Origin of the sequence: Streptomyces sp. NPDC048636 (assembly GCF_040650655.1) — a bacterium.
Taxonomy (GTDB): Bacteria; Actinomycetota; Actinomycetes; order Streptomycetales; family Streptomycetaceae; genus Streptomyces.
On sequence record NZ_JBEZHR010000017.1, the window covers coordinates 24,293 to 37,613 of the forward strand.

Below are 13,321 nucleotides of genomic sequence, written 5' to 3' on the forward strand. Positions count from 1 at the left end.
CACCCTTACGCTCCGAGGGTTTTGTCCGCGATCCGGCGACACCCGAAGGAGAGCCGTGAGATCTGCCATCCGCAGAACCACTCACCGCACCGCCCCCCGTTCACGACGGACTACGGCACTCGCCGCGTTCGTGGTCCTCGCCTGCGCGTCGACCGCGATGGCGGCCGGGGACCCCAGCCCGTCGAAGGTGACCGCCGACGCCGAGACCCCGGCCGTCCACGACGATGACGCCGGTGGCAACGCCGACGCCGACGACCCCGCCGTGTGGGTCAACCCCGACAAGCCCGGGCAGAGCCTCGTCGTCGGCACCCTCAAGGAGGGCGGGCTGGACGTCTACGGCCTCGACGGCAGCCGGGTCCAGCACATCGCCGCCCCGGCGGCGCCCGGTGACGACGCGGCTCCCGGCCGCTTCAACAACGTGGACCTGGTGTACGGCTTCGAGCTCGACGGCAAGAAGACCGACCTCGCCCTGGTGAGCGACCGCGGCCGGGACCGGATCCGGGCCTTTGCCATCGACGGCGCCGCCCTCGCCGAGGGCAAGGCACCGCTGCGCGATGTCACCTCCGACGATGTCAAGCCGGTCTTCGCCGGGGACGAGGGGGAGGTGGACAAGCAGCACACCGCCTACGGTCTGGCCGCCTACAGCCATGACGGGGACGCCTACGCGGTGGTGTCCCAGCGCGCCGAGACCCGGATGGCGCTGCTGAAGCTGAAGGACGACGACGGCAAGGTCGGCTACAAGAGCGAGGACAGCGTCGACCTCCCCGGTACGTTCACCCTGCCGAACCACAAGAAGTGGACGCCGTGCGCCGACCCCGGGGAACACGCCCAGGTCGAGGGCATGGCGGTCGACCAGGAGGAGCACATCCTCTACGCGGCCCAGGAAGACGTCGGCGTGTGGCGGGTCGACCTGGACGACGAGGAGTTCGGTGCCCCCGCGCTCATGGACAAGGTGCGGGAGTACGGGGTGCCGTGGACGTATGACACCGAGGAGGAGGAGTGTGTGATCGACACCTCCGCCGACCCCGGTTTCGGCGGCCGCCACCTCGCGGCCGACGCCGAGGGGATCACCGTCTACCACGCCGAGGACGGCAAGGGATACGTCCTCGCGTCCAGCCAGGGTGACAGCACCTTCGCCGTCTACCGCCGCGACCGGGGCAACGCCTGGGTGGGTTCGTTCACCGTGGCCGACGGCCGGGCCACCGACGGGGTGCAGCACTCGGACGGCTCCACCGTGGTGAATGTGCCGCTCGGCGGGAAGTTCCCGAAGGGGATGTGGGTGTCCCAGGACGGCGAGGCCACCCCGGCGGACGGGGACAGGGAGAGCACCGGATACAAGTTGGTGCGGTGGGACGCGGTGGCATCCGCCTTCCCGCAGCCGCTGATCGTGGACACCACGTCATTCGACCCCCGCGACACGGACTGACCGCCATCCGCTGATCCACCCCAACCGGGACCGGTCCCCGCCACCGGTCCCGGGCGGGGTGGCCAGCACGGCGGCCAACGGTGTGTCAGATCCGGGCGGTCCCGCCGTCCGGAGGGTTCTTCTCGCTCCAGATCCCCCGCACATGGCCGATATGGCGGCGCATCAGCGCCTCCGCGCCCTCCGCGTCACCCGCCTCGATCAGGTCGAGCAACTCCGCGTGCTCATGGGAGGAGTCGAACAGCGCGTCACTGTCGGTGAGTGTCTTCAGCCCGTAGAGCCGTGAGCTGGTGCGCAACGCCCGTACGGTTTCCAGCAGCCGGGCGTTACCGGCCAGCTCCAGGAGGGTGAGGTGGAACTGCATGTCGATGGTGACATGGGCGATGAAGTCCCGGTCCTCGGCGGCCTTTTCGATCCCGGCCGCCAGGGGGCGCAGTTGCTCGATGACGGCGGCGGGCACACCGCGCTCGGTGATCCGGCGGATGGTGGGCACCTCGATAAGTGCCCTGAGTTCATTGATCTCGTCGAGCTCTGCCGGGGAGAGGGCGGTGACCCGGAAGCCCTTGTTGCGCACGACCTCGACAAGTCCCTCTTTCGCGAGGTCGAGCAGGGCCTCACGCACCGGGGTGGGGGAGACGCCGAACTGCTCGGCCAGGCTGGGGGCGGAGTAGACGACCCCGGGCTTCATCTCTCCCGCTATCACCGCACCCCGCAGGGTTTCGGTGATCTCCTCGCGGAGGTTGCGGCGGCCGCGGAACGAGGGCAGGCGCACGGTCGTGCCGTCGTCCACGTTCATATTCGGTCTCCCTCACTGGCTCGGCCGCCCAAGCCTAACCCGCGGGGCGATACGGAACGGACGCCTCGTCCGCACCCGGGTGTGCGTGGTGGCTGTGGTGCGATGGTGCGGTGACGCGGTGGCGCCGCGGTCAGAGTGTGAACCCCTCCGGGAACGGATCGTCAGGGTCGTAGAGATACTGGGCGGTGCCGGTGATCCACGCCCTCCCGCTGATCGTGGGTATCACCGCCGCCACCCCGGCCACCTCGGTGCGCTCCACCAGGGTGCCGGTGAAGTGGGTGCCGATGAACGACTCATTGCGGAACTCGGTGTGCAGCGGCAGCAGTCCACGGGCGTACAGCTGCGCCATCCGGGCGCTGGTGCCGGTCCCGCAGGGGGAGCGGTCGAACATCCCCGGGTGGATGACCATGGCGTGCCGGGAGTGTGCGGCCGTGGATCCGGGCGCCGCCAGATACACATGACGCACCCCGCTGATCTCGGGGTTGCCCGGATGGACGGGTCGGTCCTGATCGTTGATGGCGTCCATCAGGGCGAGTCCCGCCTCCATGATCCGGTTCTTGTGCGACCGGTCGAACGGGATCCCCAGCTCCGCCAGCTCGACGATGGCGTAGAAGTTGCCGCCGTACGCCATGTCATAGCCGATCTCTCCCCACGGACCTGCCGTGACGGTCCGGTCCAGGGCCAGCGAGAACGCGGGAACGTTGCGCAGGGTCACGGAGCGGGCCGCACCGTCCTCGACCCGGACACGGACGGTCACCAGCCCGGCCGGGGTGTCCAGCCGGATCGTGGTCTCGGGCTCCTGGACCTCCACCATTCCGGTCTCCACCAGGACGGTGGCCACACCGATGGTGCCGTGCCCGCACATCGGCAGGCAGCCGGAGGTCTCGATGAACAGCACGCCGAAGTCGGCGTCCGGGCGGGTGGGCGGCTGGAGGATCGCCCCGCTCATCGCCGCGTGGCCGCGCGGCTCGTTCATCAGCAGCTTGCGGAGGTGGTCGAGGTGGTCGATGAAGTACCGGCGCCGGTCGAACATGGTGTCGCCCGGAATCACCCCGACCCCACCGGTGATGACCCGGGCGGGCATTCCCTCCGTATGCGAATCGACGGCGTGGAAAACCCGGTTGCTGCGCATGCTCAGCCCAGCCCTTCCGCGAGGGCCGCCTCGGTCGCCTTGCGCACCGCCGTCCGGTGTTCCGGGGTGAGGGGGAGGCGGGGCTGCCGGCAGGGGCCGCCGTAGCGTCCGGCCAGGTCCATGCTCGCCTTGATGGCCTGCACGAACTCGGTCCGCGAATCCCAGCGCAGCAGCGGATGCAGTACGCGGTAGAGCGGGAGGGCCGCGGACAGATCGCCCTTGGTGGCGGCCTCCCACAGGTCCACACACGCCCGCGGGAACGCGTTGGGGTAGCCCGACACCCAGCCCGGCGACCCGGCGATCGCCATCTCCAGCGCCAGGTCGTCCGTACCGGCCAGCACATCGAGCCCCGGGGCCAGTTCGCTGATCCGGTAGTAGCGGCGGATATCGCCGGAGAACTCCTTGACGGCGACGACGAGGCCCTCGTGCCACAGCTCGGCGAGCAGCTCCGGCACCAGGTCGACCTTGGTGTCATGCGGATTGTTGTAGGCGACGACCGGGAGCCCGGCCTTCGCCACTTCCCGGTAGTGCGCCACGACGGCCCGCTCATCGGCGCGGTACGCGTTCGGCGGGAGCAGCATCACGGCGGCGGCACCCGCCTCGGCGGCCTGCTCCGCCCAGCTGCGGGCCTCGTCCGCGCCGTACGCGGCCACCCCGGGCATCACGGTGAATCCGGCGGGGGCGGTGGCGACGGCGGTGGTGACCACCCGGGCCCGCTCCCCGGCGGACAGGGTCTGGTACTCGCCGAGGGAGCCATTGGGGGTGACGCCGTGGCAGCCGTTCGCGGCGAGCCAGGTGACATGGTCGGCGTAGGTGTCGAAGTCGACCTCCAGACCGCCGGCCGGTCCCTCGCGCAGTGGAAGGGCGGTCGCGACGAGTACACCGTGCCAGGGCTTCACCTGTGTCATAGGGATCTCCACTCTCGGGTGACGCGGGTGGGGTGGATGGTGACGTCCTCGTTGAGCAAGGCGAGCAGTGCAATATCACATTACACAGCGGCGGTTGCGCTGTCACGGGTTCATGGATTCCTCCGTCCCGGCGGCCAGCACCCCCAGCGGCAGCGGCTGGGCGATGGGCCTGCCCGCCATCCCGCGCAGATCATCCGCCGTGACCTCGCGCCCGTTGGCGTCCGCCACCAGATGGGCGGTGGCGTAGCCGCACACCCGGCCCTGGCACAGACCCATACCGGGCCGGGCGCAGAGCTTCACCGTACGGGGGTCGGTGGCGCCGAGCTCCTCCACCGCGTGGCGCACCGCCGCCACATCGACCTCTTCGCACCGGCAGACCACGGTGTCCTCCGCCAGCCATGTCCGCCAGCCGCCGGGTACGGGATACGCCCGGTGCATCGCGGCGGCGAAGGGCCGCTGGGCGGTGCGCCGCCGCAGCAGCCGGGCCACCCTCCGGCGGTCGGGCGCGGCGCCCGTGGTGGTGTACGCGGCATGCAGCCCCGCCAACTCGCCCTCGACCGCCGAGAGCTGCGCGCCACCGACACCGCACGCCTCGCCCGCGATATAGACACCGTGCACGGTGGAGCGCTGCCGGGTGTCCACCCGGGCCACCAGACTGCCGTCCCCGTCACGCTCCATCGCGCAGCCCAGCTGTACGGCGATCTCGGTCTGCGGGGTGAAGCCGTAGCCGACCGCCACCGTGTCGCAGTCGAGCTCGTGCGCACTGCCGGGCACGATCCGCCACCCGGAGTCCAGCCGGGCCACCGTCACCCCGGTGACGGAGTCCGTGCCATGGGCGGCCACGACGGTGGTGCGGGTGCGGTAGGGGATACGGTGCCGGGCGAGCGTCCGCAGATACCCGGCGCCCTCGGCCAGTTTCGCGGCGTTGCGGACGACGGCGAGGGGATGGCGGCCGAACGCGGTGGGGCGTCCGGCCTCGAACACCCCCACCACCCGGGCTCCGGCGTCGGCCAGCCCCGCCGCCACCGGCAGCAGGAACGGTCCGGTGCCCGCGACCGCGATGCGCCGTCCGGCCACGACCCCCTGCCCCTTGAGGAGTGCCTGCACGGCTCCCGCGGTGAAGACGCCGGGGGTGGTCCAGCCGGGGAACGGCAGCTGACGGTCGTAGGCGCCGGTCGCCACGACCACCGTCCGGGCAGGGATCTCCCGCGGCCTTCCCTCGTGGAGGGCGTGGACGGTGAACCCGGCGCCGGTGCGCTCGACATGCCAGACGGAGTGACCGGCCAGCTGGTCCAGCAGATCCCGGTGAGCGTCCATCCCGTGGCGCAGCCGCTGGAAGTGGCCCCAGCCGTGATGCGAGGCGCCGTCGTCACCGGCGCGATGACGCCAGTACTGTCCGCCGGGACGCGCACCCGCGTCCACCAGCGCGGTACGGGCGCCCCGCGCGGCGGCGGCCACCGCCGCCGACAGCCCGGCGGGCCCGGCCCCGAGGACGGCGATGTCGTAGCAGGCGATGCGGCCGGGCTCAGCAGGCGAGGTCGGCACGGCCCGCTCCCTCCTGCGTGCACACCACGTCACCGGGCCGCGCCTCGATCACACAAGCGCGCTGGTTGGGGCTTCCGTTGATGGTCACCAGACAGTCGAAGCACACACCGATACCGCAGAAGACACCGCGGGGCCGCCCTTCGACGCGGGTGGTCCGCCACGAGCGTATCCCGGAGGCGATCAGCGCTGCGGCGACACTCTGCCCCGGCTCCGCGGGGACGGCCCGCTCGTCGAAGGTGAAGGTGAAGGTGAAGGTGAACGGGGGCGTGCTCATGCGGCGGCCTCCTCGAAGCGCTGTGGACGGAACGGCGTCAGGTCCAGGTCGGGCCCGGCGCCGGTGAGTTGCTGGGCCAGCAGATGGCCGGTGGCGCTCGCCAGGCCGATCCCGGCCCCCTCATGGCCGCAGGCGTGCAGCAGACCGGGAGCGCGCGGATCCGCCCCGATGACGGGGAGGTGGTCGGGGCAGTACGGGCGGAAGCCCAGATAGCTGCGCAGGAGCGAGACCCCGGACAGGAAGGGGAAGAGCCCGATCGCCTGCGCGGCCAGCTTCCGCAGCACCGGCAGTGACATCTCGCGGTCGAAGCCGACCCGCTCCCGGCTGGCGCCGATCAGCACCGTCCCGCCCCGGGTGCCCTCGACCACCACCGAGGTCTCCAGCCCCGCGTCGCTGCTGGCGACATTGGCCACGTACTCCGCCGTGTAGACCTTGTGCCGCACCACCCGCGGCAGCGGTTCGGTCACCAGGACGAAGCCCCGGCGCGGCAGCACCGGCACCGGCGCCCCGGCCATCCCGGCGAGCTCCCCGGCCCAGGTGCCCGCGGCGTTGATCACCCAGCGGGCGTGCAGCACCGGCACGGTGGGGGAGTCGGTCCGTACGCCGATCACCGCGCCGCGCCGGTCGCGTACAAATCCGGTCACCCGGGTGGAGCAGTGGACCTGTGCCCCGCGTCGGCGCGCGTGGCGCAGCAGTTGGGCGGTGGCCAGCACGGGCTGGACCTGGGCGTCCTGCGGATAGTACGCGCCGCCGACCGCCTCCCGGGTCACCCGCGGCTCCAGCGCGCACAGCTCGTCCGGCCCGATGTCGACGGCGTCGACCCCGCTCGCCCGCTGCCCCACGGTGAACCGCCGCAGCCCCTCGGCGGTCGCCGTCGATCCGGCGACCACGACCCCGCCTTTGGCCTCGTACTCCAGCGCCCCGGCGCCCAGCTCCTCGGCGAGGTCACACCAGAGCCGGGACGCCAGCAGCGCCAACTCCAGCTCCGGACCCGGCTCCTTGTCCGAGACCAGCAGGTTTCCCTCGCCCGTGCCGCTGGTGCCGCCACCGACCGCGCCGCGCTCCACGACGCGGACCCGTAGCCCGGCGGCCGTGCAGTAATACGCACACGCGGCTCCCACGACACCTGCTCCGATGACCAGGACATCGGGACGGGAAGACGTATCAGTCACCTCGGCATCATGTCATATACCACTGATAATGCCAGAGGTCTCACCAAGTGATGCACGTTTTCGGCGATCACGGGGTATGACGCTATGACGTGTGCATGGCGCGGCCGCCCGTCGTGTCCGCACACGAACCGGTAACCCCCCACAGAGAAAAGGGCATCCGCCATGACGAGGACACCTGCCCGGAAGATCACCGCACGGCTGCTGATGGCCCTCGGTGGTCTGACCGCGGTGGCCGTGTCGGCCACCGCGGCACAGGGCGCCGAGCGCTTACCGCAGGACAACGCCGCGAAGGGGCACCGCGGTTGTGTGGTCGTGTACTTCGACCTCGGTGAGACGCTGATCCACACGGCCGAGGACGGCAGCATCCGTTATCTGCCCGGCGCGGCCGAGCACCTTCGGGCGCTGCGGGCCCGGCACATACCCGTCGGCCTGATCACCAACGTCCCCTCCGCCTGGGGGAACACCGACGCCGAACGGGCGGCGGAACTCAAGAAGGTGGTCGCCGAGGACTGGGCGGACTCACGCCCCTTCACCTGGTCCGACTTCGGTGACCGGATCCTCACCCCGCGGACGGAAGCCGAGCGCAAGCCCGCCGCGGCCCTGTGGGAACGCGCCCGGGACACCTCACGCGACTGCCGGCTCGTGTACCAGGCCGAGACCACCGACGAGATCACGGCGAGCAGGTCCCTGGGTTATGTGTCCTACCTGGTGGGCCGGCCGCACTGGCCGGCGTTCATGCCCGTCAGGCTGATAGCGGCGCTGGGGCAGCTGCCGAACTGACGCCCGTTGCCCGCCCGTTGGCGCTCCGGTGTGTCACGGTCCGTGACGCACCGGAGCGTTCGGACTCCGCAATCGCCCCGGAGGGAACCTCGAGCCCCGGTTGGAGGTCTTGCCGGACGCACGGACGGAACCTCGGCCGAACGGGCCGTCAGCGGAGGGAAACGGAATGATCAGCCGCAGCCCGGGAGCACGCCACGACGGGCGCCCCCCACACGTGGAGACCGCCTTCTTCCTCTCCCTCGCTGCCATCGCGCTCCAACTGGTCGCGTGGGTGCTGGGCTCCTTCGTCATCGATCCCACCGGGTACGAGGAGATGCGGAACGAGGTCGGGCAGCCCAAGGCCATCCAGCAACTCGCCCTCTCGGGAAGCGCCTTGGGCGTGATCAGCGTGATCTGGCTGCTTCTCGCCCGCAGAATGCGCGAGGGGCACAACTGGGCGCGGATGGTGCTCGCCGCCGCCACGGCCCTCAGCGCACTGTTCCTCCTCAACAGTCTGAGCATGAGCGGCTACCCCCGGGACGAGATGATCGGGGCCGTGCCGGATGTGCTGGCCATCGGCGCGATCGCGCCGATGTTCCTGCCGTCGTCCAACGCGTACTTCTCGGCCAGGACGGTACATCCGTAACCGACCCGGTGCCGATCCCGCGTTTCGGCAGCGCCGACAGACTCGTGTGACCCGCGACAATACCGGCATGGAGTGACACGCTCCGGGGAGGCCCGGAGCAGGCTGGGAACCGTCGGGCCCGGCGGGCAGCCATCCCAGGAGGGACGGGACACGATGCGAGGACGACCACGGCGGGCGACGGACGACGGGGTGCCCGGCGCGGCAGGGCCGCCGTCACCGGACGGATCCGCCCTGCGCGTCGTCAGCGCCCCCGTGGACGCCGACGCCGCCGTGCTGGTGCTGCACGGCGGCCAGGAGTACGGCCGCGGGCCCGCCCGTCCCTGGCAGCCTGCGGCGGTCCGGATGCGCCCGTTCCCGCGGGTGGTGGACCGCGCGGCGCCGGACCGGCGGCTCTTCATCGGTACCGTCCGCTATCGCCACCGTGGCTGGAACGGCACGTTGGCCGACCCCGTGCGGGACACCGAACGGGCGCTCGCCGAACTGGCCCGGCACGCCGGTGAGGTGCCGGTGGTGCTCATCGGACATTCCATGGGCGGCCGGGCCGCCCTGCGCGCCGCCGCCGACCCGCGGGTGAAGGGGGTCGTGGCGCTGGCCCCGTGGTGCCCGGAGGGTGAGCCGGTGGCGCAGCTGCGCGGCAGCACCACGGTCATCCTGCACGGGGACCGCGACCGTACGACCGATCCGCACGCCTCGGCCGAGCTGGTCCGCCGGGCCCGTGAGGACGGCGCGCGGGCCGGCACCCTGCTCATCACGGGTGGCGACCACGCGATGCTGCGGCGCGGCGGCGTCTGGCACCGTACGGCGGGCATCGCGGTGGCCGAGCTCCTCGCACCGGACGGCGCCACCGCGTCCGGCCTCATCACGGACGCCCTCGACTCGCCCGCGCCGAACCGGATCTGACACCGGCGCAGCCGGACGGTCGCCGTGACGTGAGCGACCCCCTCTTCCCGGATGCGCCGGTGTGTTCCACCGGTCCAGGGCGTCGGCAGCCGCCACCGCTGTGTGGGCCCGCCGGCACAGGCGCGCTGGACCGGCCCCGCCTCCCGGCCGGAACCGGTGTCCTGGGCGTCCGGACACTCAGCGCCGTGCCGGGCGGACCACGCACAGCGGGTCGGGGGGTACCACGTCGACTACTACGGGCTGACCCTCCAGGAGAACCCCTAGCCCCGGCGCGGACGCCGCCCGCTTCCTGCGCCGCTGTGGGGTTCGACGCCGCCCGGGGCGCGGCAGTGCGGTTCTTCGACACCTCGCCGTCCTCGTCGTGTCTCCCCACCGGTCACCCCCGGCCGCGGTGGGTGTGGGCCCGTGCGATCCGGTCGAAGCGCCGGTGCTGGACGCGGTCGGCCACCTCCAGGTCGGCGGCCAGGGAGGCGTCGTCGGCGGTGCGCACATAGGCAAGGAGGTGACGCGGTGAGCACCCCCGGCTGCATTTCGTCTCGTAGGAGCCCATCGAGTACGAGATCGAGGAAATCCCCTCGCCGATCGCCACCCGGATCGGATGGTAAAAGACGAGGTTGAAATAGAGGTAGATATCCTCCGACCCGGCGGAATAGTCGAATCCGGGAAAACGGGCCCACCACACCGGCCCGTCCTCGATGAACGTCACAAATCCCAGCGCCCGCCCCTGCCGCCGGGCGACGAAGACCGTCATTGCGTCCCCGACATGCTCCCGCAGTTCCCGGTAATCGCTGACGGTGGCCTCCAGATCGGCCTTTCTGTCGTATTTCCGGCGCCACTGGAGCTCCAGACCGGCCAATTCCCGGTCCAGGGCCTCCACGCCATGCCGCTCGACGGTCACCCCCGCCTCGGTGAATGCCCGCACCTCCCGCTGGATCGACCGACGGCGCTTGGCGCCGAAGCCGCGCAGATACCCGTCGAAGCTGTCCCAGGTGATCGGAAGGTGGCAGTCCGCGCCCACCGAAACCCGGGTGTACCCCCGCTCCCGCAGCACCGTGTCGGCGGTCCCGTCGGCGTCCTCGATCACGTAGACCCAGCAGACCAGCTCCGCCGACGCGGCCTCGGCCTGCCGCTCCAGCTCGGCCGCCGCGAGTCCCAGGGCGTCCCGGCGGCCCTCCGGGGACAGCGCTCCGGCGTAACTGACGCCCCCCATCCGCCCCGGCGAGCCGCTCACCACGGACGGGCCGGACGCCCGGTCCTCGAGCCGCCCGCGCAGCCGCGCCAGCGCCGCCGCGGCCCCGGGCTCGGCCGCGATGTCCTCCTCCGGGAGGTCGGCCATGCCCAGAAAGCGCGCCGGGTCATATGCGGGGTGGGAGGAGCTGTCGGTGAGAAAGGCGGGCGCGCCCAATAACGCTTCGCCGTCCGGCCCCGCCACCCCGATGAACCGCGGCTTCCCGTGAATGGTCGCGCTCCGGGCGCGTAACCAGTCGAAACCGAGATAGGCCGAGGGATGGGACAGGCTCTCCCACCACTCCCGGGAGATTTCCGCGGGATCGGAATACGAATGGACGGTGAGTGCGGAAGGCGCGCCCTGGTCGAAATCGCGGCCAGATGAGTCCACCAAGTCTCCCCAATCTGCGACGATCAAACCCACCGTACCGCAGAGCGCTCCATCGCGATGACTCTCCGTCAATACCGGATTCGGCATCCTTTCGGAAGGATCTTGAGCGGTGAAAGGCCCGGGCCCTGACGACCGCCGCGTTCGCGCGGGCGCAGCCCGGGTGGGACGGTGGAGGAAAGGCATAAACCGCTGGCGACGGACACCGGGGCGGGTCTCCGTCGGCGCCTTCGAAGGAGCGGCCATGGCCAAGGCAGTCGGAATCGACCTGGGCACCACCAACTCGGTGATCGCTGTGTGGGAGGGCGGTGAAGCCTCGGTCGTCCCCAACTCCGAAGGCAGCCGGACCACCCCCTCCGTCGTGGCGTTCACCGACAGCGGTGAGCGCCTGGTGGGCCAGCTGGCCCGGCGGCAGGCGATCCTCAACCCCAAGGGCACCATCTACTCGGCCAAGAGGTTCATCGGCCGGATGTACGACGAGATCCCCGACGAGGCCAGGGCGGTCGCCTATGACGTCGTCGAGGGCGAGGGCGGTGTCGCGCGGTTCAAGGTGGGCGACAAGCTGTACGCGCCGGAGGAGATCAGCGCCCAGGTGCTGCGCAAACTGGCCGACGACGCCGGGAAGCAGCTCGGGGAGCGGGTGACCGAGGCGGTCATCACCGTGCCCGCGTACTTCAATGACGCACAGCGCACCGCCACCAAGGACGCGGGGCGGATCGCCGGTCTCGAAGTGCTGCGGATCATCAACGAGCCGACCGCCGCCGCCCTCGCCTACGGCATGGACAAGAAGGAACACGAGACGGTGCTCGTCTTCGACCTCGGCGGCGGTACCTTCGACGTGTCCGTCCTCGACGTCGGCGACGGAGTGGTCGAGGTGCGCTCCACCGCGGGCGACAGCCATCTGGGCGGCGACGACTTCGACCGCCGTCTGGTGGACCACCTCGCCGACTCCTTCCAGCAGGAGAACGGCATCGATCTGCGGCAGGACCCACAGGCGCTCCAGCGGCTCTTCGAAGCCGCGGAGAAGGCCAAGACCGAGCTGAGCACGGTGACCCAGACGCAGATCAGCCTGCCGTTCATCACCGCCGACGCCGCGGGCCCGAAACACCTCACCCAGTCGGTGATGCGGTCCACCTTCGACCAGCTCACCGCCGATCTGGTGGAGCGCTGCCTCGGGCCGGTGGAGCAGGCCATGGCCGACGCCAAGGTGGGCGCGCACGACATCGACGAGGTGATCCTGGTCGGCGGCTCCACCCGGATCCCCGCCGTACAGGCCCTGGTCCGCCGGCTGACCGGTGGCAAGGAACCCAATATGAGCGTCAACCCCGACGAGGTGGTGGCGCTGGGCGCCGCGATCCAGGCCGGGGTGCTCAAGGGCGAGGTCAAGGACGTCCTGCTGCTGGACGTCACCCCGCTGTCGCTGGGTGTGGAGACCCGTGGCGGTGTGATGACGAAGATCATCGACCGTAACACCACCATCCCGGTGCGCCGCACGGAGACCTTCTCCACCGCCGAGGACAGCCAGCCCGCCGTCGACGTCGTGGTGCTCCAGGGCGAGCGCGAGCGCGCCGCCGACAACCGGGTGCTCGGCCGCTTCCAGCTGACCGACATCCGCCCGGCGCCACGTGGCGAACCGCAGATCGAGGTGACCTTCGACATCGACGCCAACGGCATCCTCAACGTCACGGCGCGGGACCGGGACACCGGCAAGGAACAGTCCATCCAGATCACAGAGAGCTCCAACCTCGACCGCGCCGAGGTGGAGCGGATGGTCTCCGAGGCTGAGCGCAACCGGGGTGAGGACCATGCGCTGCGCGAGGCCGTGGACGCCCGCAACGAACTGGACGCCGTCGCCTACCAGGTCGAGAAGCGGCTGGCCGAGCTCGGCGATGCGGCGCCCTCCCATGAGAAGGCGCGCGCCGAGATGCTGGTGACCGACGCCCGCCGGGCCGTCAAGGACGAGGTGGGTGCCGACCGGGCCCGGCCGCTGACCTCCGAACTCCAGCAGATCTACGCCGGACTCGCCTCCCACGGCACGGCCACCACGGGAGCCGGGGAGGGCGGCGGTGGCGCCGGTCCCGCGGGAGCGGGGGACGCCGGTGGGGGCGACGACGACGTCATCGACGCCGAGTTCGACAAGGGCTGAGGCGA

The 13,321-nt window shown here is 71.2% G+C and carries 12 protein-coding genes; 5 read left to right on the plus strand and 7 right to left on the minus strand.

What is annotated here, in order from left to right:
* Positions 1-55 precede the first annotated feature (55 nt).
* Complete coding sequence (locus AB0C66_RS31485) at positions 56-1,426, plus strand: phytase (RefSeq protein ID WP_362446305.1); 1,371 nt, start codon at positions 56-58, stop codon at positions 1,424-1,426.
* 85 nt (positions 1,427-1,511) lie between these two features.
* Here the strand turns inward: AB0C66_RS31485 and AB0C66_RS31490 are convergent, their stop codons facing one another.
* The 6 genes from AB0C66_RS31490 to AB0C66_RS31515 all read right to left on the minus strand — a co-directional run bounded on the left by AB0C66_RS31490 (position 1,512) and on the right by AB0C66_RS31515 (position 7,250).
* Positions 1,512-2,219 carry a GntR family transcriptional regulator gene (locus AB0C66_RS31490; protein ID WP_362446308.1) on the minus strand — a complete coding sequence of 236 codons (708 nt, stop codon included), beginning with the start codon at positions 2,217-2,219 and terminating at the stop codon, positions 1,512-1,514.
* 130 nt (positions 2,220-2,349) lie between these two features.
* A complete protein-coding gene (locus AB0C66_RS31495; RefSeq protein WP_362446311.1) occupies positions 2,350-3,351 on the minus strand; it encodes a proline racemase family protein in 1,002 nt (333 codons plus the stop codon).
* A 2-nt stretch (positions 3,352-3,353) separates the two neighbouring features.
* Complete coding sequence (locus tag AB0C66_RS31500) at positions 3,354-4,259, minus strand: dihydrodipicolinate synthase family protein (protein ID WP_362446314.1); 906 nt, start codon at positions 4,257-4,259, stop codon at positions 3,354-3,356.
* A gap of 102 nt (positions 4,260-4,361) precedes the next feature.
* Complete coding sequence (locus AB0C66_RS31505; RefSeq protein ID WP_362446317.1) at positions 4,362-5,804, minus strand: NAD(P)/FAD-dependent oxidoreductase; 1,443 nt, start codon at positions 5,802-5,804, stop codon at positions 4,362-4,364.
* Complete coding sequence (locus AB0C66_RS31510; protein WP_362446319.1) at positions 5,785-6,078, minus strand: (2Fe-2S)-binding protein; 294 nt, start codon at positions 6,076-6,078, stop codon at positions 5,785-5,787. The genes AB0C66_RS31505 and AB0C66_RS31510 overlap by 20 nt, the downstream gene beginning before the upstream one ends.
* Positions 6,075-7,250 carry an FAD-dependent oxidoreductase gene (locus AB0C66_RS31515; protein ID WP_362446322.1) on the minus strand — a complete coding sequence of 392 codons (1,176 nt, stop codon included), beginning with the start codon at positions 7,248-7,250 and terminating at the stop codon, positions 6,075-6,077. Before AB0C66_RS31515 ends, AB0C66_RS31510 begins: the two co-directional genes overlap by 4 nt.
* A gap of 162 nt (positions 7,251-7,412) precedes the next feature.
* On the opposite strand from AB0C66_RS31515, the gene AB0C66_RS31520 reads away from it, so the two are divergent.
* The 3 genes from AB0C66_RS31520 to AB0C66_RS31530 all read left to right on the plus strand — a co-directional run bounded on the left by AB0C66_RS31520 (position 7,413) and on the right by AB0C66_RS31530 (position 9,555).
* Positions 7,413-8,030 (plus strand): hypothetical protein, encoded by a 618-nt coding sequence (locus AB0C66_RS31520; protein WP_362446324.1) that lies wholly within the window; start codon positions 7,413-7,415, stop codon positions 8,028-8,030.
* A 166-nt stretch (positions 8,031-8,196) separates the two neighbouring features.
* The gene (locus AB0C66_RS31525; RefSeq protein ID WP_362446327.1) at positions 8,197-8,655 is read left to right on the plus strand and encodes a hypothetical protein; all 459 of its coding nucleotides are present in this window, start codon (positions 8,197-8,199) and stop codon (positions 8,653-8,655) included.
* Between the two features lie 153 nt (positions 8,656-8,808).
* Positions 8,809-9,555: an alpha/beta fold hydrolase gene (locus tag AB0C66_RS31530; RefSeq protein WP_362446330.1), complete on the plus strand. Its 747-nt coding sequence runs from the start codon at positions 8,809-8,811 to the stop codon at positions 9,553-9,555.
* Positions 9,556-9,931: 376 nt separating this feature from the next.
* On the opposite strand, the gene AB0C66_RS31535 is transcribed toward AB0C66_RS31530, so the two are convergent.
* On the minus strand, positions 9,932-11,173 hold the full coding sequence (locus AB0C66_RS31535; RefSeq protein WP_362446333.1) for a GNAT family N-acetyltransferase: 1,242 nt from the start codon (positions 11,171-11,173) through the stop codon (positions 9,932-9,934).
* A gap of 241 nt (positions 11,174-11,414) precedes the next feature.
* Here AB0C66_RS31535 and dnaK point away from each other — a divergent pair, with 241 nt between their 5' ends.
* Positions 11,415-13,316 carry a molecular chaperone DnaK gene (dnaK, locus tag AB0C66_RS31540; protein WP_362446336.1) on the plus strand — a complete coding sequence of 634 codons (1,902 nt, stop codon included), beginning with the start codon at positions 11,415-11,417 and terminating at the stop codon, positions 13,314-13,316.
* Positions 13,317-13,321 lie beyond the last annotated feature (5 nt).

Bases quoted from the DNA above. Each gene is read 5' to 3' on its own strand.
- AB0C66_RS31530 (WP_362446330.1), top strand. From the start codon at position 8,809: ATGCGAGGACGACCACGGCGGGCGACGGACGACGGGGTGCCCGGCGCG.
- dnaK (WP_362446336.1), top strand. From the start codon at position 11,415: ATGGCCAAGGCAGTCGGAATCGACCTGGGCACCACCAACTCGGTGATC.
- AB0C66_RS31490 (WP_362446308.1), bottom strand. From the start codon at position 2,219: ATGAACGTGGACGACGGCACGACCGTGCGCCTGCCCTCGTTCCGCGGC.
- AB0C66_RS31510 (WP_362446319.1), bottom strand. From the start codon at position 6,078: ATGAGCACGCCCCCGTTCACCTTCACCTTCACCTTCACCTTCGACGAG.
- AB0C66_RS31520 (WP_362446324.1), top strand. From the start codon at position 7,413: ATGACGAGGACACCTGCCCGGAAGATCACCGCACGGCTGCTGATGGCC.
- AB0C66_RS31500 (WP_362446314.1), bottom strand. From the start codon at position 4,259: ATGACACAGGTGAAGCCCTGGCACGGTGTACTCGTCGCGACCGCCCTT.
- AB0C66_RS31495 (WP_362446311.1), bottom strand. From the start codon at position 3,351: ATGCGCAGCAACCGGGTTTTCCACGCCGTCGATTCGCATACGGAGGGA.
- AB0C66_RS31525 (WP_362446327.1), top strand. From the start codon at position 8,197: ATGATCAGCCGCAGCCCGGGAGCACGCCACGACGGGCGCCCCCCACAC.